Source organism: Marinomonas rhizomae, from assembly GCF_003315485.1.
GTDB lineage: Bacteria > Pseudomonadota > Gammaproteobacteria > Pseudomonadales > Marinomonadaceae > Marinomonas > Marinomonas rhizomae.
The window spans coordinates 1-23,285 of record NZ_QNSE01000014.1 but is presented as its reverse complement, the minus strand read 5'-3'; the positions used below and the strand labels follow the sequence as shown (position 1 = coordinate 23,285).

24 protein-coding genes are annotated in these 23,285 nt (G+C 43.1%); 5 read left to right on the top strand and 19 right to left on the bottom strand.

The features are described 5' to 3' along the window. Positions 1-175 precede the first annotated feature (175 nt). Positions 176-2,110: a bifunctional 2',3'-cyclic-nucleotide 2'-phosphodiesterase/3'-nucleotidase gene (locus DFP80_RS17120; RefSeq protein WP_113918035.1), complete on the bottom strand. Its 1,935-nt coding sequence runs from the start codon at positions 2,108-2,110 to the stop codon at positions 176-178. Positions 2,111-2,313: 203 nt separating this feature from the next. Next, positions 2,314-2,991, bottom strand: a complete 678-nt coding sequence (locus tag DFP80_RS17115; RefSeq protein ID WP_113918034.1) for a zinc metallopeptidase — start codon at positions 2,989-2,991, stop codon at positions 2,314-2,316. Positions 2,992-3,098: 107 nt separating this feature from the next. On the opposite strand from DFP80_RS17115, the gene DFP80_RS17110 reads away from it, so the two are divergent. Together DFP80_RS17110 and mltA are read left to right on the top strand one after the other, a co-directional pair. Further along, entirely contained in the window at positions 3,099-3,677 is a 579-nt protein-coding gene (locus tag DFP80_RS17110; protein WP_113918033.1) for a DNA-J related domain-containing protein, read from the top strand. A gap of 158 nt (positions 3,678-3,835) precedes the next feature. Then, positions 3,836-5,026, top strand: coding sequence for a murein transglycosylase A (gene mltA / locus DFP80_RS17105; protein WP_113918032.1), 1,191 nt, complete (start codon positions 3,836-3,838; stop codon positions 5,024-5,026). Positions 5,027-5,117: 91 nt separating this feature from the next. Here mltA and DFP80_RS17100 read toward each other — a convergent pair whose 3' ends face one another. From DFP80_RS17100 to DFP80_RS17060, 9 genes are all read right to left on the bottom strand, one after another. Beyond that, on the bottom strand, positions 5,118-5,996 hold the full coding sequence (locus DFP80_RS17100) for an energy transducer TonB (RefSeq protein ID WP_113918031.1): 879 nt from the start codon (positions 5,994-5,996) through the stop codon (positions 5,118-5,120). After that, positions 5,993-6,424, bottom strand: coding sequence for an ExbD/TolR family protein (locus DFP80_RS17095; RefSeq protein WP_113918030.1), 432 nt, complete (start codon positions 6,422-6,424; stop codon positions 5,993-5,995). The genes DFP80_RS17100 and DFP80_RS17095 overlap by 4 nt, the downstream gene beginning before the upstream one ends. Continuing rightward, a complete protein-coding gene (locus DFP80_RS17090; RefSeq protein ID WP_113918029.1) occupies positions 6,421-6,843 on the bottom strand; it encodes an ExbD/TolR family protein in 423 nt (140 codons plus the stop codon). The genes DFP80_RS17095 and DFP80_RS17090 overlap by 4 nt, the downstream gene beginning before the upstream one ends. After that, a complete protein-coding gene (locus DFP80_RS17085; RefSeq protein ID WP_113918028.1) occupies positions 6,833-7,513 on the bottom strand; it encodes a MotA/TolQ/ExbB proton channel family protein in 681 nt (226 codons plus the stop codon). The genes DFP80_RS17090 and DFP80_RS17085 overlap by 11 nt, the downstream gene beginning before the upstream one ends. Positions 7,514-7,989: 476 nt before the next feature. Beyond that, entirely contained in the window at positions 7,990-8,733 is a 744-nt protein-coding gene (locus DFP80_RS17080; protein WP_113918027.1) for an amino acid ABC transporter ATP-binding protein, read from the bottom strand. 12 nt (positions 8,734-8,745) lie between these two features. Further along, positions 8,746-9,852, bottom strand: coding sequence for an amino acid ABC transporter permease (locus DFP80_RS17075; RefSeq protein WP_113918026.1), 1,107 nt, complete (start codon positions 9,850-9,852; stop codon positions 8,746-8,748). A gap of 1 nt (position 9,853) precedes the next feature. Continuing rightward, positions 9,854-10,876, bottom strand: coding sequence for an ABC transporter permease subunit (locus DFP80_RS17070; RefSeq protein ID WP_241560300.1), 1,023 nt, complete (start codon positions 10,874-10,876; stop codon positions 9,854-9,856). 200 nt (positions 10,877-11,076) lie between these two features. Next, a complete protein-coding gene (locus tag DFP80_RS17065) occupies positions 11,077-12,096 on the bottom strand; it encodes an amino acid ABC transporter substrate-binding protein (protein WP_113918024.1) in 1,020 nt (339 codons plus the stop codon). 221 nt (positions 12,097-12,317) lie between these two features. Next, positions 12,318-12,989, bottom strand: coding sequence for a GntR family transcriptional regulator (locus DFP80_RS17060; RefSeq protein WP_113918023.1), 672 nt, complete (start codon positions 12,987-12,989; stop codon positions 12,318-12,320). Between the two features lie 185 nt (positions 12,990-13,174). Here DFP80_RS17060 and iadA point away from each other — a divergent pair, with 185 nt between their 5' ends. Then, entirely contained in the window at positions 13,175-14,344 is a 1,170-nt protein-coding gene (iadA, locus tag DFP80_RS17055; RefSeq protein ID WP_241560299.1) for a beta-aspartyl-peptidase, read from the top strand. A 48-nt stretch (positions 14,345-14,392) separates the two neighbouring features. Here iadA and DFP80_RS17050 read toward each other — a convergent pair whose 3' ends face one another. The 7 genes from DFP80_RS17050 to DFP80_RS17020 all read right to left on the bottom strand — a co-directional run bounded on the left by DFP80_RS17050 (position 14,393) and on the right by DFP80_RS17020 (position 20,326). Continuing rightward, positions 14,393-14,608, bottom strand: a complete 216-nt coding sequence (locus DFP80_RS17050) for a hypothetical protein (protein WP_113918021.1) — start codon at positions 14,606-14,608, stop codon at positions 14,393-14,395. Positions 14,609-14,755: 147 nt separating this feature from the next. Then, a complete protein-coding gene (locus tag DFP80_RS17045; RefSeq protein WP_113918020.1) occupies positions 14,756-15,340 on the bottom strand; it encodes a LysE family translocator in 585 nt (194 codons plus the stop codon). A gap of 73 nt (positions 15,341-15,413) precedes the next feature. Further along, on the bottom strand, positions 15,414-16,241 hold the full coding sequence (locus DFP80_RS17040; RefSeq protein ID WP_113918019.1) for an AraC family transcriptional regulator: 828 nt from the start codon (positions 16,239-16,241) through the stop codon (positions 15,414-15,416). A gap of 209 nt (positions 16,242-16,450) precedes the next feature. Beyond that, positions 16,451-17,344, bottom strand: coding sequence for a helix-turn-helix domain-containing protein (locus DFP80_RS17035; protein WP_113918018.1), 894 nt, complete (start codon positions 17,342-17,344; stop codon positions 16,451-16,453). A gap of 183 nt (positions 17,345-17,527) precedes the next feature. Beyond that, positions 17,528-18,322: a heme ABC transporter ATP-binding protein gene (locus tag DFP80_RS17030; RefSeq protein ID WP_113918017.1), complete on the bottom strand. Its 795-nt coding sequence runs from the start codon at positions 18,320-18,322 to the stop codon at positions 17,528-17,530. Positions 18,323-18,346: 24 nt separating this feature from the next. Then, a complete protein-coding gene (locus DFP80_RS17025; protein WP_206610614.1) occupies positions 18,347-19,357 on the bottom strand; it encodes a FecCD family ABC transporter permease in 1,011 nt (336 codons plus the stop codon). A gap of 51 nt (positions 19,358-19,408) precedes the next feature. Next, entirely contained in the window at positions 19,409-20,326 is a 918-nt protein-coding gene (locus DFP80_RS17020; RefSeq protein WP_113918016.1) for a heme/hemin ABC transporter substrate-binding protein, read from the bottom strand. Between the two features lie 177 nt (positions 20,327-20,503). On the opposite strand from DFP80_RS17020, the gene DFP80_RS17015 reads away from it, so the two are divergent. Together DFP80_RS17015 and DFP80_RS17010 are read left to right on the top strand one after the other, a co-directional pair. After that, entirely contained in the window at positions 20,504-22,588 is a 2,085-nt protein-coding gene (locus DFP80_RS17015; RefSeq protein WP_113918015.1) for a TonB-dependent receptor, read from the top strand. A 20-nt stretch (positions 22,589-22,608) separates the two neighbouring features. Further along, on the top strand, positions 22,609-23,061 hold the full coding sequence (locus DFP80_RS17010) for a hypothetical protein (protein WP_113918014.1): 453 nt from the start codon (positions 22,609-22,611) through the stop codon (positions 23,059-23,061). Between the two features lie 72 nt (positions 23,062-23,133). Here the strand turns inward: DFP80_RS17010 and DFP80_RS17005 are convergent. Beyond that, positions 23,134-23,285: IS3 family transposase (locus tag DFP80_RS17005; protein WP_147243845.1), on the bottom strand; the 152-nt coding region annotated here is incomplete at its 5' end.

Sequence of the window (23,285 nt, the reverse complement as noted above, 5' to 3'; positions counted from 1 at the left end):
CACATCTTTTTGATCAAATGAATGCGTGATAATAAACCCTTTTGCAAAGGTTCAAAAATAAAGATGCCAAATCAAAAGTAGAAAGAAAAAGAATACGACAAAAAAAGAACCACTGCATTGTAAAGAAAAACGCTCACCCTTCGCCAATGCAATGGTTTTACATAGAAAACGGGGGTTATTTCAATTCGAAAACAGCAAACCCATTGTCATCTAAAGACTGATACGTCATGTTTTTAGCCGCGGCTTCTTTTGCTTTTGGAGTCGTTGTGAACAAGACTTTTGCCTTACCAAAATCCGTAAACGACCAATTGCCGTCTGCGGTAGGATTAATGCTCTTCTGGCTAAGCAGATAATTTGCCACTACATCACGGTTCTTATCTGGTGCATCAATCACGATAGTCTCACCATTCAAATTCGGGAAATGACCACCGCCACCAGCACGATAATTATTGGTGGCCACCAAAAACTCGTCTTTCATTCTTACTGGCTCGCCGTTAAACATCGCCTTGGAAATACGATGCGCGCCTTTGTTTACCACCTCCCCATCGCCATTGTAACGAGCAGGCTGGGTGACATCGATCTTATAAGAAATACCGTCAATCACATCAAAGTTATAGGTTGGGAAAGACGCATTCACCAATTCTTGAGACTTGGTGGAAGTCGCATCAATTTGATTAAACTGTCCAGCCGCGGCTTCTAACCACTCAACCACTTGCGCGCCGGTCAACTTAACCACTTTTAAATCATTTGGATATATATACAAGTCACTGACGTTTTTCAGCGCAATGTCACCTTTTGGCACATCTGTGTAATACTCTGGGCCACCGCGACCACCGGCCTTGAACGGCGCTGCGGCAGACAAGATTGGCAAGCCTTCATAAGACGTACCACGAACGATATTTTCCACATACCAAATTTGCGCATTGTTCACGATCTGAATGGATGGGTCGTCTTGCACGAGCGCAAAAAAACTATTGATGTCAGCCGTGGATTCACCCACTTTGCGACGCATATAAGCCAAAGTACCTTCGTGCTCAGTTTTCACGGCGTCATTAATACTCGCATCGGCCTCCACCAAAGCCACTGTAGTTCGGCCTTCACGACGCGCAATGGCACGCACTTCAGCTTTTCCATCGGCGACTTTCCAACCATTACCAGCAGGCTCAAGTTTTAAATCAATTACCCCAAGGTGAGAACCCCAAAAGCCGGGCATGGTTGCAGGCTTACCAAATACCGTGCCTTTTTCGCCATCCACACCATCGAAAGCGTCTAAGGCTTTATCGCCAGGGAAAATGCGATGAGAGTGACCAAACAAAATAGCATCAATGCCATCGACTTTCGCCAGATGATAAGACGCATTTTCTTCGCCTTTCATATAAGGCGAATTCATCATGCCACTGTGGGGAATCGCGATAATCACATCCGCGCCCTTGGCTTTCATTTCAGGAATGTATTTGTTGGCGGTTTCGATAATGTCTTTGGCGATGACTTTATGGGTTAAATTGTCTTTATCCCACGTCATAATTTGTGGTGGCACAAAGCCAATGTAACCTACTTTGACCGTTTGTTCTTTGCCGTCAGAATCGACGAAGGTTTTGTCTTTGATAATATAAGGCTGGAAATAAGGCTGATCGTTAGACGCATCGTTGTCGCCATCGTCTACATACACATTCGAGTTAACGTAAGGGAAATTAGCACCACTTAAACTCTTCATTAAAAAGTCTAAACCGTAGTTAAACTCATGGTTACCGATATTACCCACATCGTAATCCAACAAATTCATCGCTTTAAACGCCGGATGCGTCTCACCAAAGCGCAGTACTCGACCTTTAGCAACATAATCGCCCAACGGCGTGCCCTGTAATAAGTCACCGTTATCCACCAATACAGAATTCGTCACTTCCCCACGTGCCGCTTTAATCAAAGTCGCCACACGAGACAAGCCCACCGCATCGCTTTTCTTATCGCCGTAATAATCGTAATCCACCAAATTCATATGAATATCCGTGGTTTCCATGACTCGCAGGTCAATGGTAGAAGCCTGCGCCATTGCAGAAAACAGCAAAGAAGAGGCAAAAAGCGTCGCCCCCTTAGGAACAAAAAACGTCATGAAAATACTCCATTTATACAATCATCTTGCGTATCAAAAATACTAACCAAACAGTCAGCTTTCATAGTAAGACGATTTTATGCGAACTTCATGCCTTTTTTGTGACAGTTGTTTATCGATTTTGTGTGTGTAAAGGGATTAGAGACGTCGGATCACGGTCGTGCCTCCCTCATTCAACCTACGAGGCGGAGGAAAAAAAAGGGTTACCGCTTAAACCAGCGCCAAACGAAGAGTACTTTGATGAGTGCGGCAGCGACGTAGGTCATGGCGCAGGCGGTAAGAATTTTTTTCACTTTGGGTAGATCTTCCTGTGGAATGTAGTTGCCTTCTCTCAAAATAGGCAGAGCCTTGTTAAAGCTGGCATCCCATTCTTCCGGCAGTATCGCTAACTGCACGATAACCGCTAATAAACCTGATAGCCCAACCACCAATGCGTGCAAAGGCACGGCGTAAGGAATATGCAATAGCAAGCTCAATGCGGGCCAACCAAGCAGTAAAGCTGCTGTAATTTTTCTCGCTCCATGAGCAAAAGGCAAATAGCGGGAGCTTAAATGGGAAATTTTTTGCTTTTTTTCATGAGCAATCGCATGCCCTACTTCGTGCGCCGCCACAGCAACAGCGGTTAAAGATCGGCCATTAAGTATGCTTGGGCTCAGACGAACTGCATGTTGCCCAAAGTCAAAATGATCATGACCTTCTTGTGCTGCTTCTACTTTTACCTCATTTAGTTCAAAGCGTTTTACCAAATGTGTCGCCAGCTCACCGCCTGTTCCAGGTAAATCTTCACGATCCGTGGCGTAGCGCTTTAAGGTATATTTTACCCACGCGCTCGGCCCAACAAACAATAAAAGAGCGATAACAATACCCAAAATCCATAACATAACGTTGTCTTTCTATTACCCAAGTTAAAAAAATTCCGGCTCAACTTTGACCCTTTTTAGGTTCATCACATACACTGTAGTAAATACCTAAAGTATACGAGCTAGATATGAAAAATCCTTTAGTTGGTCCGATTCTCGCGATCCTAAAAAACCACCCAAATGGTATGAGTGAGTTTGACATACTAAAAGAGCTAAAGATCCAGCTAACAGAATTTAGTCAGCTCGCGGACGACCCTAATTTACAACTGTTTCGTCAGCACTTTCTTATTATGAACGCCTTATACCAATTGCAAAGCAGCCTTTGGCAAGAAGAGAGCTTGATGCTTAACATCAGCGCTACTCGGATTCATATTCTTAGCGCTGCGCAAATAACCTTGTCAGACAGCACCAGCTTAAACAATAGCGTTGATGCAAAATTAGCGGCTTACTACCTAGACTGGGAAGAATACGAAAAAACGGATGCCGATGAAGTTTCTCGCCTACTTAATAGTTTTTACAAGGGCATCAGTTTATCAGGCAATCGAGATTCTGCCTTAAAAACCCTGCATATTGATAACAGTCATCCGACCAAAGCGACGATCAAACAGCAATATAAAAAGCTTGCCCAGAAGCATCACCCAGATAGAGGCGGCGATCAAGAAATCTTCATTGGACTCAGGCAAGCCTATGAATATCTCATGTTTTAATCTCCATGATGTTGGCAAAGTGTAAAACTCTTCTTCTATCGTTGCTTTCATTTCTATAAAAACTCAAGATGAACCTCGCTCTTTATTTGCGGTCAAAACTACGACCGGTAGTGGTCAAGTAAAACTGGCAACCGATTCATTTTATAGAAATAGGGCTTATGATTTTTTCTACTTTTTTACGACCGTTTTTATTACAAACAAAAACACATCTACACGACCTAATTCGCCCACTTTGCCTTGTTTCTTTTACCCTGCTCAGCAGTTGCAGTGTTAATGAAATCGATAGCTCGAATGACTTCAATAACAATGGCCGAGACACGGCAGCATTAAAACGTGAAACCTTATATTTAAAAGAAAGCCTTCCACCTGGTTTGCCCATGCCTGACGCGAGTTTCGAAAGTGGCTTGCAGCAACAGATCAAGTACCTAAACCGGATTGGTGATAAAGATTTCGTGCTTGAGAACACACAGACCAACGTGGCAGATCTAAAAGTTGTTGCGCAAGAAATTGGAAAATGGCTGCACAACCCCGCGCAGCAGCCGCAACTCATTGCTCATCAATTATCAGGACAAGACCAAAGGGGTAACGTGCAAATCACAGGATACTATGTGCCTGCTTTGCCCGTTCGACACCTGCCGGATGAAGTCTATCGCTACCCGCTTTACCGCAAGCCAGAACACCGTAATCTAGATGGAACTTACCCATCTCGTGAAGAGATAGATTTTGAAAATGCACTCGCGGGACAAGGGTTAGAAATTGCTTACACGTCTAGTTTGGTCGACAATTTTTTCTTGCACGTGCAAGGCTCGGGTGTCGTCGAATATGAAGATGGCGAGCAAAAGCTTTTATCTTGGGGGGGGGGCAACGGTCATGCTTATCGAAGCTTAGGAAAAGAGCTCATTGAGAGAGGCGAGATTGATCGAGCCAATATTTCGGCCCAAAGCATTCGCCAATGGTTAAGCGATCACCCAGATCGTAACCGCGAAATTTTATCTATGAATCCAAGTTATTTGTTTTTCAGCGAAGGGCCCAAAAGTCCAGTTGGTGCTGCAAACGTACCATTAACCCCTTTGTATTCTGCTGCAGTCGACCCTAAAGTCATCCCTCTTGGCTCGATTCTGTTAGCGCAATTACCCAAACTCGACACCTATGGTAATTTAATCGGTCATGAATTTCGTCTGTTGCTAGCACAAGACAAAGGCGGAGCGATTAAAGGGCCAGGACATATCGATTGGTATCAGGGGATAGGAGAAGAAGCGCATTTTCATGCTGGCCAGCTAAAACATTTTGGCAAGGTTTGGTTATTGCTACCAGAGAATCCAACACCGAAAATACTTATTGCTCAATAAGCTTTTCCGAAGAATAAAACTAAAAACACCGCGTTTAAATCATACAACGCGGTGTTTATTTATCGTAACAATCTCTTTAAATAACAATAGATTATCTTAAATCACTTAGTTTGAAAGATACGGGTAAATTGATACGTAGCTCTTTCTCTGCCATCCCTGGGGTAAATCTAGGCAAAGGTACCGAGCGCTTTATCATGTCCAATACCGCCTTATCCAAACGCTTATGACCAGAACTCCCGGTGATTTTCACATCTGACACAGAGCCATCCGCATGAGCAACAAAAGACAAAGAAACAACACCCTCTTCATTACGGCGGCGGGATGCTCTTGGATAACGTTTATTCTGCGCCAAGACTGATTTTAACTGTGTAAAATAGTTTGCCTTAGCCCCTGGATTACCACCACTCGTTGCTGAGTTCGAACTTCCTGTCGTTGCCTTTTGATTGGCCATTGATTTCGGTGCCACTTTCTTAGGAACCGTTTTTACCACTGGCTCTTCTTTTTTCGGCTCAGGTTTAGGTTCTGGCTCAGGTTTAGGTTCTGGCTTAGGCTTAGGCTTAGGTTCTGGTTTAGGCTCTGGTTTTTTCACTTCAATTGGCGAAACTTGCTTCACTTCAACCACAGGTTCAGGCTCAACCACAGGTTCAGGCTCTGGTTCTGGTTCTGGTTCTGGTTCTGGTTCTGGTTCTGGTTCTGGTTCTGGTTCTGGTTCTGGTTCAATAATAGGCTCAGGCTCAACTTCTGGCTCAACCTCTTCTTGCACCTCTTCAACTTCTTTTACTTCTTCTTGAGCCGCTGTAGTTTGTGCTGCAGCACCAAGGTCGCCAACCATACCAAGATCGAACTCAATACCTTGAGAGCCCGCAGACTGACTGCCTACAGTGGGAGCGTAAAATACTGCATAGAAAGCACCAGCATGAACAGAAATAGCCAGGCTGCCAGCAATAATCCAATGATGCTTAGGTATCATTCGCTTCCTCGCTCTAGCTGTGTAGCCAAGCTAACCTTCGTGAGGCCCGCTAAACGCACCTGATTAAACACTGGACGTAGCTTTTCCAATGAAATGGCGCCATCAGCTTTGATTTGTACCCAAAAACCGTCTTGATTCGATGCAGAGGAAAATTGTTGCTCCAGATAAGATTGAACATCTTCTACCGCAAACAATTTATCATCAACATAAAGGCTATCATCCGCACCTAAAACAATTTCAATACTTGGATCGGTCGAAGCACGGTTATCATTGATAGATTGAGGAGGAATAACAGCAATTGGATCCGCTTTCTGAATTTGTCCAGCAACCATAAAAAACACCAACATAAGAAACACTACATTAATCAGCGGTACCATGTTGTCATCGCTATTGGTATTTCTCGCGGCGTATTTTTCGCCTATTTTCATTTCGTCTCCGGCATAGCAAAAGCATTCGCAATAGATACGGTTTTTGCACCGTTTAATTTTAAGCGATCAGCAAGATGCATCAAGCTCTGTAGAGTGACGCCATCTTCGGCTTGGATGATAAATACACCCTCATTATTATCAGTTACGAGGGTTTGAAAGCGTGATTGATCCGAGAAACTAAAGGCTTGACCGTCAACCCAAACCTGATCATCATTTTGCTTCAAGGTCAGAATGAGGTTGTCTTTTTCTTGAGGTGTTGCTTGCACATCAGATGCCACTGATAAAGGTGTATCTACAATGCGCCAAGGCACAAAACTTGAAGTCAGCATAAAGAACAACAGAAGGATAAACACCACATCAATCAATGGCGTTAAGCTAATTGCATTCTTACGTTTAGGTTGGGACAGATTAAGCGGCATGTAACAACTCTTCATCGGCCTTTTTAGCTAATTTTTTTGCCTGCTTACTGGTAAATACTTGAGTAACTGCATCATTTATATTGTGAGCAATACGTTCTACTTTACGTTCTAGCCAACTGTGCAATGTCACGACAGGAATCGCAACGGCCAAGCCCACCGCTGTTGTTAGCAATGCCTGCCAAATACCGCCAGACAACACTGATGGATCAACTTGATTTCCCGCACCTTCCATTTGTTGGAAAGCGGTAATCATGCCCAATACCGTACCTAGCAAACCTAGCAAAGGACTCAAAGTCGCAATGATTTCTAAAGGACGAAGGTAAGAACGTAGCTGATTTAGCTGGTTCATCGCTCGACGTTCAACTTCTTCACGAATTAAATCGGCCTGGGTATTTGTCGCTAATAAAGCGCGCATTGTGTAACCTACTAAAGCATCAATAGGACGCTTTTCATCTAATTTTTCAAGCGCCTTATCGCCATTATCTTCACTGCGCCATTGATCTAAGGCTAAATTACTTGTTCTAAGACTCTCTGCTCGAAGAGAGGAAAACTGCCATAGCTTTAACAAAACAATTGTCAGAGCAACGACAGAAAAAACCATCAGTATCCAAACAACTGGTCCACCGACCTGTAAAAAGTCGATAATTTTCTGCTGAACTGAATTTTCCACAATCTTCTCCAATAAATAAAAATACCACTCAAATAATAGTCATTCTCAACCACGTTTTCAATAAGTAATTACTCAAATAGAAAGATATACCGACAGGAGCGGCCACATTAATAATAAAACATGCAAAGGAATAGAAAGAGAGGAGGAATAATAATATAGGACTCTATTAAGCTACCCATTTTTATAGTGATAGTGTATTTAAAAATCTATGATCAACTGCGGTTCTTTAAATAACATTGAGGTACAAATACTAAAAAAGATATCAGGCTTAATACTGCAGGAATAAAATCAATCAGCACCCATTCTGGCATGAGGTTACCATTCCTTCCGCAGATACTTACAAACTAATCTTGACGACAAAAAAAAGGCAACACAGACTCAGCCGCATTGCCTCAAAAAAGACCTTTCCCTGGGAGGAGATGGTCTACTTCTTATCGAGTTGGATAAGAAACTTTAAAATGCCATAACAAAAACTATCAGTGCGCTAAAATTTGATCCAAGAAAACTTTGGCACGTTCTGTTTTTGGCTTCACGAAAAATTCTTCTGGCGGCGATATCTCAATCACGCTGCCCGCTTCCATAAAGACAATACGATCCGCAAATTCTTTGGCAAACCCCATTTCGTGAGTCACACAAATCATCGTCATGCCGTCTTTCGATAGTGAGCGCATGATTTCCAATACTTCAGAAATCATCTCAGGATCAAGCGCTGACGTTGGTTCATCAAACAACATAATATCAGGAGACATGGTTAATGCTCTGGCGATGGCAACTCGTTGCTGCTGACCACCAGACAGTTGACCTGGATATTTTTGTTCTTGATCACCAATTTTTACTTTATTAAGTAAATCGCGAGCAACCTCATTTGCTTGACTCACAGGCATACCCAACACATGCCGTAGACCAAAAGTACAGTTATCTAACACCGTCATATGAGGGAAAAGGTTAAAATGCTGGAATACCATACCAGTATGACGACGAATTTTTTCGATGTCTTTGACGTTCTCACTGATGGTGATATCACAAATTTTAATGCCTCCCTCATCATGTTGTTCTAAGTTATTAAGACAGCGAATCAAAGTCGATTTACCTGAGCCAGATGGCCCACAGATAACGATAGTTTCACCTTTGGCTACGGCTAAATCGATATCACGTAGCGCATGGTATTTACCATACCATTTATTTACTCGATCCAGTTGTACTACTGTTTGTTTAGACATGATGCTTTCCCATTAATGTTTTGTGCGTCTGATGCGTCGCTCTAAATACGCGCCATATTGGGCGATAGAGAAACAGGCAACAAAGAAAAAAGCAGAAACCACAATAGGACCTTCTGCATGAAGACCGAGCCATTCAGCATTATTGAACGTCGCTTTAACGGCGCCCATCACTTCCAATAAACCAAGAATCATCACCAAGGTAGTTTCTTTGAATAGGCCAATAAAGTTTGAAATCAGTGCGGGAACTGAATTACGCAGCGCTTGTGGCATCACCACATACGCCATGGTTTTCCAGTAGCCACAACCCATCGCATAAGAGGCTTCAATTTGCCCTTTTGGTACAGCTTGAATTGCACCACGAATGATCTCAGCTTTATACACAGCCGAAACAAAAATCAGCACGAATAAGACTCGGAACAGTACGTCGATAGACACACCACCCGGTAAGAAAAGTTGCAATACTAAAGACGCCATGAACAAAAAAGTAATCACCGGAATACAACGCACTAGCTCAATGTATCCGACGCATATCCAACGTAAAATAGGCAATTTAGTTTGCCGCCCCAACGCCAATAAAATCGATACTGGCAACGATAAGCACATAGCAATAATGCCTAGAAAAAAAGTCAGTGTCAGACCACCAAGAGCACTGGTTGAAATGTCTTCAAAAATAAAGCCACCTTTCAGCAAGACCCAAAGCAATACAGGTAAAAACAGAATGTACCCGATAACTATTTTTTGAGGAATACGCTGTGTGAACAGTAACGGAAAAGCGAATAAACCAACGGCGAACGCTGAATTTACTCGCCACTGTTCAGACTCAGGAAACGGCCCATAAATGTAATAGTCAATATATTGTCTAATTGGAATCCAACATGCCGCGTCTGGTGAGCAATCCGCTCGTCCGGCACCAGAGAATGTGGCAGAGAAAAATAACCAATCTAATGCTTTAGGTAATACGGTACCAAGCAGCAAAATAATCAGTAAGGTGATTATGCTATCGAACCAAGAATTAAAAAGATTACGCTTAACCCACTCAACAACGCGATTAATGCTTAGCTGACTGGCTGCTGGCTCTCTCGCTTCTATAGGCTTACCTGTAAAATTCAGGTCATTCATATTAACGTCCTTTCAGCTGCATGGCATTATTGAAGCGCCCCATGACGGCAGCCAGAATCAAATTCAAAAACCCGTAACTTACCATCACAATCAAAATACACTCGATAGCTTGGCCGGTGATGTTTAAACTACTTCCACCCATAGTCCCCATAATATCCATAAAGCCAACAACAGAACCTAATGCAGCGGCTTTTAGAACATTAATATAGATAGATGTCATCGGAGGAATAATTGAATGCAATGCCTGAGGAATGATCACTCTGTTCATCACAATATTGCGTTTCACACCCAGCGCTAGACCCGCTTCCATTTGGCCTTTTGAAACCGCCAAAATACTGCCTCGAATAACTTCTGAGCCGTGACTCGCAGAATAAGTACTAACCGCCACAATCAACATGATGAATTCAGGAGGAAGTGTCCAACCGTATTTGAAGTTAAAGCCGACTAATTGAGGAACGCTAATACTCACAACGGGCGAAAACATCAGACTTGCGGATAGGATTAAAATCACCGTAGTAAATAACATCAAAAGTCGACGACGCCCTTTACTCGGTACTTTTTTTTGCATTAAAAAACACAGGCCCAGCCAGAGAACAATCAATACGATGGACGGCCAAAGACTATAATTCCACACCACACTAGGAAGAGATAAACCACGATTAGATAGATAGGACACATCGCCTAAATTAAAGGCCTGACGTACACTAGGCAAGGTTAGAGAGAAGACATACCAAACCGTAATATGCACCAAAATAGGCACATTTCTCATATACTCGACAACACAAAGTGATACAGAAGACAGCAAAAAATTATGAGATAAGCGCATGACCGCAAGCAACAGCGACAACACGGTGGTAAATAAAATAGCAACAACGGCAAACGCCAGAGTATTAACCATTCCAGCGACCCACGCCATTAAATGCGTCGATGTTTTAGGGTCATAATGCACAAGGCTATAGCTAATATCATAGCCTGCACGCTGAAAAAGAAAGTCAAAGCCGCTCGTTAAGCCTGCATTACTCATATTAGTCGCCGCATTCATAACAAGGTACATTGCCCCATAACATACGCATGCGAGAAAAATAAGTTGAATCAGTGCATCTCGAACTTTTCGATTATAAAAAAAGGATTGCATAAACAACTGCCATTAATGAATGGTGATATTTTCGAATTGTTATGAAAAGTCAGCTTACCGAACAATAAAAGTAAGCTGACTAACACCACTTAACGGAACGGATACGCGTATAGTAGACCGCCGTTAGTATAAAGAGCGTTCAAACCACGTTCAAAATTAAGAGAAGAACCTTCACCAAGATTACGCTCAAAAATTTCACCGTAGTTACCCACCGCTTTGATCGCATTGTAAGCCCACTGATTATCTAGGCCGAAGTTTTTACCTAAATTACCCTCAGTACCAAGTAAACGTATCACATCAGGCTTTGTGCTTTTTAGCTTTTCATCAACATTATCTTGAGTAACACCAAGCCCCTCAGCTTCAATCAATGCCATTGCCGTCCAAGTAACTACTTGGCGCCAATCATCATTACCCTGTTTAACATAAGCACCAAGTGGTTCTTTAGAAATACGCTCAGGTAAAATGACGTTTGCTGATGGATCTGGCATACCTTGGCGATCAGCCGCTAGTGCGGAAGCATCATTGGTCACTGCATCACAACGATTCGCCAGATAGGCAGCCGTAGATTCTGCGCTACCTTCTACGATGAGCGCTTTGTAACTTAAGCCTCGTGACTCAAAGTAGTCATTAATGTTTTTCTCGCTCGTCGTACCTGGGTAAGTACAAATAGTCGCGCCGTCTAATTCCTCAATAGAGTTCACACCCAATTCTTTTTTAACCATCAAAGCTTGGCCGTCATAGAACCAAGGCGTTGTTACATCGACACCGTTCAAACCATCACGTGTTGCCGTAAACGTTGTTGAACGCGCCAACATATCAATTTCATCTGTAACAAGGGCGGTTAAGCGATTTCGAGAGTTCATTGTAATGAACTCGATTTTAGAGGCATCGCCAAATACAGCAGCAGCCACAGCCTTACAAAGCTCAACATCCAACCCTGTCCAATTACCTTTTGTATCAGGCGTTGAAAAGCCCGCTTTACCAGGATGAATGCCGCATTTCATAACACCACGTGCTTTTACTTCTTCCAGCTTGTCCGCTGCGTAAACAGAAGCGCTAGCGGATAATACCCCAGCACCAATGATCGCAGTCGCAATTAGTTTTTTCATTGTTGTAATCCTATATTGAGTTCCAATGTGACAAACAAAGAATACTTTGGATACATATTAATAGTCAATAATGAATAAATGGATACACAAAATTGGGTAGATTGTATTTCTTTGAATACACATCACCTAAAAAAAGAAAAAACGCATCAACAATGAGCAACCTCTTAGAGGCAACCCCTAAGAAGGTGACGTGAAAATTAGGGTGAGTTCATGCAGAGGCTTTACAACGAGGAGGTTTGGCGACGTTTTAATTGTTGTGATTTCAACTGTTCAGCAAGTGCATAAGCACTCATCATGATATGGCTTTCCAATGCATAACAAGCACCTTCTATGTCTTGGCGTTCACAACGATCAATCAACTCATCATGTTCGCGTAATGAACGAGGCGTGTTGCGATGACTCAAAATAAAAGATTTTAAACGCGCATAATGGCGATGATGTAAGTCTTTGATGACATTCTGCATCAAAGGACGATTGGCAGGGTTATATAGGATCTCATGAAAGAGATAGTTCAATGGCATCCATTCTTCAGGAGCACATTTCTTCAGGCTCTCATTGATTTCACGAGCTTTTTTAATATCTTCTGCGCCCATTAAAGGAATGGCTAACTCTAGCAATTTCATTTCAATTAACGCTCTAAGCTCACATTTTTCAAGAAAGCTTTCGGGAGAAATGGTTGTAACCGTTGCTCTTCCAGTATCACGAATTTCAACCAGCTCTTCCCCTGCTAATATCTGCAAAGCTTCACGCACAGGCGTACGACTAACCTGATAGGTACTGGCAATATCGACCTGAGAAAGCGCCATTCCTTCGGGGTACGTTCCATCCAAGATCTTAGCTCGTATGTCTTCCGTAACGGACAATACTGCTTTTTGTTTGTTATTTTCGCTCATGAAAGCCTATCTAATTGAGATTAATGAGTTTTCTGAATAAAACCGCATAAAATACAAACAAGATTTTAGCATAGAGCCACCCTGTCTGCGACCAGCAGCAATATAAATAAAGATGATAGGAACTTGATTAATGTACTCACTTAATATAAAAATATCATAAAAATGTATCCATTATGGTTTTATATATGTTCACTCTCGTCAAAAATGCAAATGTGTATGCTCCAGAAGCGCTTGGTATCAGAGATATTTTGATCGCTGCGGGCAAAATTTTAAAGATAGAAAACAAGATGGATATCACTGGTATCGATGACATCAACATTATTGATATACAAGGACAAACTCTTATTCCAGGGTTTGTAGATGGTCATGTACATTTAATTGGCGGCGGCGGCGAAGGTGGTTACCACACTCGTACACCTGAAGTATTACTGAGCCATTTGACGTTATCTGGCATAACTACAGTGGTAGGATTACTTGGTACGGATTGCGCAACACGTCACAATGACAGCTTATACGCTAAAGCCAAAGCTCTGACAACAGAAGGTATCACAGCCTATATGTTTACTGGTGGCTACAAGGTTCCAACTGAAACCATCACCCAATCAATCCAGAGAGATATTGTCTTTATCGACCGAGTTATTGGTTTAAAAACCGCTCTTTCGGACCACCGATCATCGCAACCAAGCACTGAAGAGCTTTCACGTATGGCTTCAGAAGCCAGAGTCGCGGGCCTTATTTCAGGAAAGTGTGGGCGAGTTGTAGTTCACCTTGGCAACTCTCCAACAGGCTTTAATCCTCTATGTGATGTCATAAAACAATCAGATATTCCCGTTTCTCAATTCATACCAACTCATGCAAATAGAACAGAACTACTCGCAGAGCAGAGTATGATGTGGTTAAAAAAAGGGGGATATATCGACTTAACCGCAGGAATAAATCCTGACAAAGGAGCAAAAGGCAGTGTAAAAGCGTCTAGCTTTTTAGCTAAATGCAAAGCCAATGGCATTGATACCAGTAAAGTGTGTATTAGCTCCGACGGCAATGGATCCATTCCACTATTCAATGAAAAACGCGAACTTATCGGCTTAAAAGTAGCTGGGTTTGGCTCTTTACTTTATCAGCTAAAGGAAATGATTCAGACAGAAAACATGTCGATCACTGAAGCGGTTATTCCTCTCACCCAAGCACCGGCTCAATGTCTTGGGCTAGAAAAAGACAAGGGGGAAATTTCGCCTGGGAAAGACGCGGACTTTTTAATTCTTGATAAAAATCTCGACATACAACACACCTTTGCTAAAGGCGTTTGCCATGTCAGAAATGGAGTAGCTCAAATCAAAGGCACGTTTGAGGACTAAACGAAAAGACCTTGCTCTTTTTTAGAGCAAGGACTCATCTATTCCTTATCAGAGCTGTTCTTTTTTTGTGGCCATCAATACACAGATAGCCACTAATTCTTTAACCAAGGTAAATAGATTACCTTTGCTCACTTCGGTTTCAAAACTGTCTTGCATGATGCCCATGTCTTTACGCAGTTCATGAGGCAAAGACGCCAACTTCTTACGAGACCGGTAACGCTGAAAACACGCCGAAAAATTCTGTAATAATGCAATGATGATCATACCAACCTCCTAGTCAAATAAGCTGCCTGAGTGAACAATGATAAACGCCTTAATACCAGCCAAACAGACGCAGACAGATCATTAAAAAGGCACACAGAAAACAATACAGGCGATCTGTATGGGGATTTTTTAGATATTCTGTGTGTTTTACGGATTAACAATAAATCGATAGGCGACATAGAACAACAAAAGAGCCATCAAGCGATTCACCCACGCCATCACCTTAGGATTCATCGCGACGTGTTGTAGTCGAGACCCCGCCAACAGATACACACTTGGTGCACCAAGGGCCATGGCTGAAAGAATCAAAGACCATACCGCAATCCCCATTCCTGTAATCTCATAGCGTGGATACTGTACCGTCACAATAGGCACGATCGCGACCAAGGCCTTCGGGTTACAAAGCTGTAAGATCAATCCCGTTTTGAAGTGAATCATTGAAGCGTCTGTCGCGATGGCCTGCGAATGGAAACTGGCTTGCATAATTTTCACGCCCAGATAAGCAATATAAAGCCCGCCCAGTATCGCAATAACCACTTGATAACCATCTGGTATAATTTCACCACCAAGATACCCAAGCAGTAAAAACAAGATCAACATCGCAAGCCCAACACCAACACAGTATCGAAGTGCGCGCCATCCCTGTCCGTTGACCCCCGCCAAAAGCGCCAAGGTATTCGCTGGGCCTGGACTGTACATTACCCCAAACGCGTAAATGATTATTTCAAGCATAGAAAAACCTCAAAAGACAATTGATAAAGATTAGAAACAGAAGAGTGGGTCAGTACTGAATCTCGTTACATCGCTAAGTCCGCAACAAGGTGCGCCTAAATTGATGGGGCGTCAGACCAAACATGGGTTTAAAACGTCGATTAAAATAGCTGACATCCGAGAAACCAAAAGTCAGCGCGACATCGGTCAATGGCATGCCCATTGAAAGAGCTTCTTTGGCACGATTAATACGATAATTTTGCCAATATTGATGAGGTGTCATGCCAAAATAATCACGAAAACAGCGTAATAAATGATACTTAGACATGTGTGCGATTTGACTCAATTCATCAAGCGACACGTCGTCACTGACATGTTCATGTAAATAGTCTCTAACGCGTTCAAAAACAGGGTCTTTGGTACTTCGTTTTGGTTCAATTTGTAACCCTTTTTGACGGGCAAGGCATTCTGCAAATTCAAATAAAGCCGAAGAATACGCCAAACCAGAGGCGGCCTTACTTTCAACTAAGTTTGCGAGACGAATAATATGATGTCTTAAGGCAGGATTGTTTTGTACGGTTTGCTCAATACGATAATGTTTTGAGTGACGCACTCCTGCACTATTAAGCATAGGGCTTAATTGATCAGGATGAACATAGAGCATTTTATAATGAAGTGTATCGTCCGTGCCGGAATGGCCGTCGTGAGCATCCTCTGGATTGAACACAATCACATTGCCCGAATGACTTTTGTGATGCTCTCCTAAGGCAAAAAAGTCTTGCCGTCCCGACAAGGTAACACCAAACGAAAATTCCTCATGTGCATGGGTTCCGTAGGAAAAATCATTCATCGACGCTTCAAGTAACATCACTTCATCGAAGGCCGCGCTTTTCACAAACTGAAAACGATTTTCTGCCGACACCACAACCTCCTCATCACTTAACAACGCTAATAGGAATAGCATATCCAGTTTAGAGATAAAAAGATTGGACGATATTGCGCAATGCCATTAATTTGGCAAATACGAAAGTGCTCAAATCGCTTCAGATTGGCAATGAAGGACAACGAACTGATGCTCAAAGAGGGTCAAAGCGGTTCGAGTGATCGGGGTTAGGAGAACCGTTACTGTATCTATTGTTTGCGCCATACGTTAGGCGTCACTCCGACAATGCTTTTAAACGCCGCCGAAAATTTACTCGGGTTAGCGTAACCGACTTGTAATGCGACATCCGTAACCATCAAAGATTTATCAACTAATAGTCGTTTGGCGTATTCCATACGACGAAAGGTAAAATAAGCATAAGGAGAAAAACCCGTTGATGCCTGAAATGATCGAGTAAACGAGCGGACGTCTTGATCGGTTAGGTGCGCCAATTCAGCCACACTCACATCCCCCCCAAGCCGACTTTCCATAAGATCTAAAGTCCGCTGTAAACGCCGACCATTTAACGGATAAACGATGTTCTTTTGCGAATGCTTCGGCTCATAGCCAACCAATCTATTTAAGAGTGTATGAATGCCTTGCTCAAAAAACGCCCCGGATAAACCATGGACTTCAGCATCTCGCCATAATGCGGTCATAACAGCCGTGAGTAATGGATCATTATGAAGTTGAGACGCTGCAGGAATAAGGTTCTCAACATAAAAACCATCTCCATTATCTAGGGTAAAAGCGTCAAGTTTAATCGCTATGCCTAACATCTGGGTTTGAGGCCAGTACCCTGAAGCAATGGTGCCCGGTAATGCCATAGCAACGGTACCTGGGCGCAATACACCTTCCAGCGATGGTCCTTCACCTTCTCGTTTCATACGACCTATATGGCCTGTACACAGATTGAGCATTAGAAAAGGAGAGGGTTTTGCTGAAAAATCGCCTTCAAATGCCATAAAATCGGCATGTGCTAATAAGCACTCGCCTTTTTTATCTGAAATAGAAAGTGTGGGGACAATTCCTAAATCCTGCATGCGGCTATTAAACCCTTTTAACTCATTTTGAGAAGTGTGGCCCTTTAACGAATTCATCATTCAAAACACCTTAAAAGCAATCTCGTTCCTGAGACATGACGCGTTGCGATTATAATCTATCTATTCATTCAAACTACCATAAATGAGAATGATTATCAAAAATTAATAACATCAATACATCCGCATATTAAGTGTCTCTTTTTCGGGACATTTTGAATGCTCAAATGCCTCACATTGATGAATTTATTGCTGTTGATCGAGTAAAACGGAAGGCTTTACTGCCACAGAATGATGATAGTATTCCGCTTTTATGCCATACACTTTTTCGAGGTGTGATCGCTGTAAAACGTTTTCAGGCCGACCTTTCGTGACCATTTTTCCGTTATTTAATAGTACTAATTGATCCGCAAAACTGGCGGCTAAAGACAAATCATGGATCACTGCCAATACACCAATATTACGTTTCGTCAGCGCTTTTGCCAGTGACAGGACATGATACTGATGAAACACATCCAAACTGGATGTTGGCTCATCAAGAAACAAATAACGGGCTTCGTCCTGCTCATAAGGCAACCACAGCTGAGCTAACACTCTCGCCAGTTGAGTACGCTGCTGCTCCCCGCCTGACAAAGTCATAAAACTGCGCTCTGCAAGGTGCTCTATTTCCATAAAATGCATAACATCCTGAAGAATATCGAGTTTCTGAACTTGGGAGATGTCTTCTTCGTAGTTAAAACAGCCCATAGACACGACCTCTATGACCGTGAAATTAAACCCCATTTGATACGATTGAGTCATCACGGCTCGTGTTTTAGCCAACTCAAGAGGAGAAAAAGAAGCAATGCTTTTTTGGTTAATAAAAACGTCTCCCTTACTGGGCGGCATATCACCAGAACAGGCTTTCAGTAAAGTGGATTTTCCTGCCCCATTCGGCCCAATTAGCAGACTTAATTCATTGGGTTTAATGGTTAAATCGATGTCGTCTAAAAGTGTTTTTTTATCAACAGAGATGGACAAGGCTTGTATTTCAATATTCATACGGTGTTTCCTATCATCTCAATATTAATATCGACCAGTTTGTTTGTATAAAACAAACAAAAAGAAAGGCCCACCCAATGCACTCGTCACCAAGCCAATGGGCAGCTCAGCCGGAACAATCACAATACGAGCAATGACGTCTGTTATGGTTAAAAAGCTGGCACCAAATAACATGCTGACGGGAAACAGAAAGCGATGATCAGGGCCAATAAGAATTCTGACTAGATGAGGGACGACAAAACCAACAAAACCAATCATTCCACTAATAGAGACAGCCGCACCAACCGCCATAGCAGTATAAATAAAGACCTGTCTCTTTAAATGCGATACCGATACGCCAAGATGTTGCGCTTGAGCTTCGCCTAGTAAATACAAATTAAGAGGTTTCGCCAGCCGACTAAGGCCTATCAGGCTTATTAAGATTAACGCTAACACTGGTAATGTTAATGCCCAGCTATTACCGCCCAAATTCCCCATGGTCCAAAACGTCAGTTCTCTTAACTCACTGTCGCTACTCACGAGTGTCAAAATACCAATGAGAGAGCCCACAATCGCATTTACCGCAATGCCAGAGAGTAATAGAGTAATGATGGTAAACTGACCTTGGCGATTGCTTAATCTATAGATAATGGCACAGACCCCCAAGCAGCCCAGCATAGCGCCTATTGGTAGTGCATATTGACCGATCACCGCCATTGCCTGAGGCCATAAAGAGTTACCTAGCACAATAACAGTAACGGCCCCCAGAGCACCGCCACCAGCCACTCCGATTAAACTAGGGTCGGCAAGTGGGTTTCGAAACAGCGCCTGCATGGCGGCACCGCACAACCCTAATGCACCGCCTACACAGAGAGACAAAATTGTTCTCGGCAATCGAATCTCAAACAAAACCCGAGTACTTAATGAACTGTGACCCTCTGCAAAGCCGTGACTAACATAGGTTAAAATGTCACTTTCCGATAAGGGCACAGCGCCAACGACCAAAGCCCAAAAAGTCGAAAACAGCATTAATCCCAACGTAAATGGGATCGCCATAAGTTGACGCTTCCCTCGTTTTTGGTGAAGCGATATCATTTTTTGCATCGCTTATTGCTCTGCCATAGAAGGTAAATCGTCTCGTGGAGCACGGAACTCATAGCCCGTAGGCAAAGGGAAGTCTTTGTATATCATGGTGCCTAGTTCAACAATCGCTTGCGGTGTACGAGGACCAAAGCCAAGGAGGTAAATACCATCTATGATGTACACCTCTTTATTGCGTACCGCTTTCATATATTTGAAGTGAGGAAGCTCGTTTATTTGCTTGAAGACATCTTGGCGTCGATTCATGACAATAATGACATCGGGATCTAATGCCAAGGCAGACTCAGGAGACAGCTTTATCCAGCCATCATAATCGGCTAATAAGTTGATGGCTCCAACCTCTTCAACAACCGTATGAGCTGGCGTGCCAGTTCCAGAAGCAATCGGTGCACCATTTTCTAATGTGAGGAAAAATAACACTTTAGGCGGTGATTGTTTGACCGATTCAGGAAGGTGTTGTTTCGCATAAGACAATGCATCAAGATCAATTTGAAGATCCTCTAAAAGAGAGTCGCCTTTTTCTTTAACGTCCAGTAAGGATGCAATCCGCATTATTTTTTCTTGTAAGGCTAAGAGGGTATTATCTTTTTCTATTATGTCTGTTTTTACCCCGACGGACGCTATTTGCTCAAGTGCTTTAATAGGACCCGTGTCCTCCTCTCCTAACAACAAATCAGGGTTTAAAGACAATACACCTTCTACCGCAATATTTCGGACATACCCTAATACTGGAAATTTTTGGGTGTCTTCAGGGTAGATGCTCGTAGAATCCACTCCTACAATACGATCCTGCTCTCCAAGACGATAAATAATCTCTGTAATAGAGCCGCCGGCCACGGCAATCCGCTCAGGAGGCGCTGCCATCGTGATGGTCGTATTTAACGTCATTAGACAACTTATAAACAATAATCGATATTTCGTCATACTCAATCCACAAAACAAGAATAACAAAAATGATAAGCATTAGTATTTGAGTGTCAATGGAATTGAAATATTAGTCCCGCTATTGGAGTGTTCTGGACGCTTTTGGAGTGGTTTAAAGATTGCCATCGAAATAATATTAATGATAATTATTATCGTTAATATTAGAGGGCTCAGCTAATGCTCAACAAAACATTACTCTCCACTCTGTTTTTGCCAATGGTGTTGGTGACTGAAATGGCACAGGCAGAAGAGAATACAAATTCGGTATCAGATAAAACGCTTACTCTGGATACCCTTATTGTCACCGCAGGATTACTGGATCAATCCGTTCAAGAAAGTGCGGAAAGCGCCGAAATTTTTGATGAAGACGACATTCAAAATCAAGCTGGCATAACCACACTCAAAGACATCCTAGAAACAGCATCTAACGTTTCAGTTATGGATGGCACAGGAACGGTACCGACAGTACGAGGCATAGACGGTACGGGGGCGGCTCAAAACGCCATCGCGCTGTTTGCTGGCGGCAGATCGAGGTTGAGTTACGAAGTGGACAATAGACCGATGTCGTTCAATGAAGTGGCCTATAGTGATCTCAATTTGTTTGATGTCAATAAGGTCGAAGTCTTACGTGGCCCACAAAGTACGCTAGTGGGTCGAAATGCCATGGCAGGCACAGTAAACATCAAAACAAATGACCCTGTATTCGAAAACGAAACCCTATTACGAGCCGCAACAGGCAATCATAATCACCAGCAGATCTCCGCGGTTGTTAACAGACCGATCACAGAAGATTCTGTGGCCTTTCGTCTTGCCGCAGATTGGAGCAAAAAAGAGTCTTCCGTTCACTATGAGCCTTATGATGGCGTCGATGATCCTGGGCTATACGAAAGCATTAATCTCAGAGGTAAGCTTCTTGTCGAACCCGACACAGAAAACAACGCTAGATTACTCATCGGTCTGTCTCATTCGGATTACTCAGGACCCGCAAACGAAGTGGTCTCAGAGCCCTACAAAAAGAAGGTATCAAACGCAGTAAAACAACCACAGCATAATCCTGTGACCAACACAGTCTCCGTGGATTATTCTCAAGACCTTTCCGCCGACTTCCAATTTAAACTAAACGCTTCTGTCACAGACGTAGACTTTACCCGTACGACTGTAGAGAACAGCACCAATACGACGATTGATACCCGTGAATATGTCTTAGAGCCTCAGGTTTACTTCGATGATGGCAAATGGAATGCTGTCGCAGGACTCTATTATTATCGCGCCCGAGAAGAACAATTCTCAGAGCTCTTTAGCGCTGGTGATCTGCACTACCAAGACGACACAGACACCTTGAGTGCCTACGCAGAAAGTTCTCTTGCGTTGTCAGAAGATCTCGCCCTATCACTAGGATTACGCCATGAGTACGAATCGAGAAACCGTCATGGTGGTGATTACAGTGGTGGCGTAACGGCAGACGACTTTAACCACGATGAAAGTTATTCAGAATTACTACCTAAAGTGGGCATCAACTGGCACCAATCTGACCAGCTCAGCTGGGGTGCGCAAATATCCAAAGGCTATAACGCAGGTGGGGCTGGCTGGACGCTGAATTCCGCCACCTTTGCGGTAAATGACTATGAATACGAAGAAGAAACGTCTTGGACTTATGAGGTTTATGGCCGACAAACTTTCTTAAATGGGCGTGTTAGCAGCACACAAAACCTGTTCCATACTCGCTATAAAGACCTTCAGTTAGCTTACAGTACAACGGGGGATTGGGGTAACGATGGCGCCTATTCGATTGTCAATGCTGACAAGGTCAATACTTGGGGTCTCGAACAAGGCTTAACGGTACTCATTTCTGATCAACTCACATTGTCTGGCTCCGTCGCCCTACTCAAAACTGAAATCGTGACGTTCTCCGATGATACGAGTTTAGAAGGCAACGACCTTGTGACGTCGCCAACCGTCACATCTAGCCTCAATTTGGACTGGCACAAAGAAGCCTGGCAAGCCAGCTTAAATGTACGTTACTCCGACCGCTATTTTACCTACCTAGCCAACCAGCCTGAATCGAAAACAGACGCGTACATTGTGACAAACGCGAAAGCCTCTTACACCTTAGGTAACGCTGAATTATTTGCCAGCATTGAGAATCTATTCGATGAAGACGCGGTTATTTTTCAGCGCTCTGACGCTGGCTCTTCCTCTGCTGATACAGCGGTCCTGCTTCAACCAAGAACCTTCTTAGTGGGCATTCAGTATCAACTATAACGGCGACGATGGAAAAAATAATGGGTAAATTAATACACGACAATACGCATTGGCCTTTGGCGCTAACCATCGCACAAGAAAAGCTGACATTTGAACAACATATGGCCTCTTTAGAAGCGTGGAACTCATGGTTTGACAAAAACGAGCCTTTCCACGTCATTCGCTTCTATACCGACAAAGCCTCACTGGAACAAGATTCTGGCGTCGGTAAAGCAACACTGGAATGGATGTCAAAAGGGGCTGACATAAAGTTTCGGACTCTTGTGAAAAGCATGATGATCATTGTCCCACCCGATCAATATCCTCGTATGAAAAATATGGATGTGACGGCGGTGTTTGGTATTCCTGGCGGGATATTCCCTACTCTTGACGAGGCATACAACTGGCTTGAAGGTTCCGTTAAGAGCACGGATTTATCTGACCTTAAACCAGATTGGAAGCAAATGATAAAGCAAACGCTCAAACTATCTTAGCAAAGTGTTGTGACAAAAAAGCCTCTATCAGACGACTCTGAGTGAAGTGACCCCATAAAGTTGGACTCTTTATTAACCGGCTAACAATGCCTGATTTCGGTACTCTACCGGAGTCAGGCCATTTAACCCCATTTTTATTCGTTTCGTATTGTAGTAATCAATATACTCTTCAAGTTCTTGGATCAGATCATCTTCGTCCTCGAAGGTTTCGCCATGGAACATTT

What these genes read in the sequence shown, in the direction of transcription:
- DFP80_RS17115 (WP_113918034.1), bottom strand. Translation starts at nt 2,991, where the DNA reads ATGTTATGGATTTTGGGTATTGTTATCGCTCTTTTATTGTTTGTTGGG.
- DFP80_RS17020 (WP_113918016.1), bottom strand. Translation starts at nt 20,326, where the DNA reads ATGACGAAATATCGATTATTGTTTATAAGTTGTCTAATGACGTTAAAT.
- DFP80_RS17030 (WP_113918017.1), bottom strand. Translation starts at nt 18,322, where the DNA reads ATGAATATTGAAATACAAGCCTTGTCCATCTCTGTTGATAAAAAAACA.
- DFP80_RS17070 (WP_241560300.1), bottom strand. Translation starts at nt 10,876, where the DNA reads ATGAGTAATGCAGGCTTAACGAGCGGCTTTGACTTTCTTTTTCAGCGT.
- DFP80_RS17010 (WP_113918014.1), top strand. Translation starts at nt 22,609, where the DNA reads ATGGGTAAATTAATACACGACAATACGCATTGGCCTTTGGCGCTAACC.
- DFP80_RS17015 (WP_113918015.1), top strand. Translation starts at nt 20,504, where the DNA reads ATGCTCAACAAAACATTACTCTCCACTCTGTTTTTGCCAATGGTGTTG.
- DFP80_RS17120 (WP_113918035.1), bottom strand. Translation starts at nt 2,110, where the DNA reads ATGACGTTTTTTGTTCCTAAGGGGGCGACGCTTTTTGCCTCTTCTTTG.
- DFP80_RS17035 (WP_113918018.1), bottom strand. Translation starts at nt 17,344, where the DNA reads ATGATGAATTCGTTAAAGGGCCACACTTCTCAAAATGAGTTAAAAGGG.
- DFP80_RS17050 (WP_113918021.1), bottom strand. Translation starts at nt 14,608, where the DNA reads ATGATCATCATTGCATTATTACAGAATTTTTCGGCGTGTTTTCAGCGT.
- DFP80_RS17110 (WP_113918033.1), top strand. Translation starts at nt 3,099, where the DNA reads ATGAAAAATCCTTTAGTTGGTCCGATTCTCGCGATCCTAAAAAACCAC.
- mltA (WP_113918032.1), top strand. Translation starts at nt 3,836, where the DNA reads ATGATTTTTTCTACTTTTTTACGACCGTTTTTATTACAAACAAAAACA.
- DFP80_RS17060 (WP_113918023.1), bottom strand. Translation starts at nt 12,989, where the DNA reads ATGAGCGAAAATAACAAACAAAAAGCAGTATTGTCCGTTACGGAAGAC.
- DFP80_RS17075 (WP_113918026.1), bottom strand. Translation starts at nt 9,852, where the DNA reads ATGAATGACCTGAATTTTACAGGTAAGCCTATAGAAGCGAGAGAGCCA.
- DFP80_RS17095 (WP_113918030.1), bottom strand. Translation starts at nt 6,424, where the DNA reads ATGAAAATAGGCGAAAAATACGCCGCGAGAAATACCAATAGCGATGAC.
- iadA (WP_241560299.1), top strand. Translation starts at nt 13,175, where the DNA reads ATGTTCACTCTCGTCAAAAATGCAAATGTGTATGCTCCAGAAGCGCTT.
- DFP80_RS17025 (WP_206610614.1), bottom strand. Translation starts at nt 19,357, where the DNA reads ATGGCGATCCCATTTACGTTGGGATTAATGCTGTTTTCGACTTTTTGG.
- DFP80_RS17100 (WP_113918031.1), bottom strand. Translation starts at nt 5,996, where the DNA reads ATGATACCTAAGCATCATTGGATTATTGCTGGCAGCCTGGCTATTTCT.
- DFP80_RS17080 (WP_113918027.1), bottom strand. Translation starts at nt 8,733, where the DNA reads ATGTCTAAACAAACAGTAGTACAACTGGATCGAGTAAATAAATGGTAT.
- DFP80_RS17065 (WP_113918024.1), bottom strand. Translation starts at nt 12,096, where the DNA reads ATGAAAAAACTAATTGCGACTGCGATCATTGGTGCTGGGGTATTATCC.
- DFP80_RS17090 (WP_113918029.1), bottom strand. Translation starts at nt 6,843, where the DNA reads ATGCCGCTTAATCTGTCCCAACCTAAACGTAAGAATGCAATTAGCTTA.
- DFP80_RS17045 (WP_113918020.1), bottom strand. Translation starts at nt 15,340, where the DNA reads ATGCTTGAAATAATCATTTACGCGTTTGGGGTAATGTACAGTCCAGGC.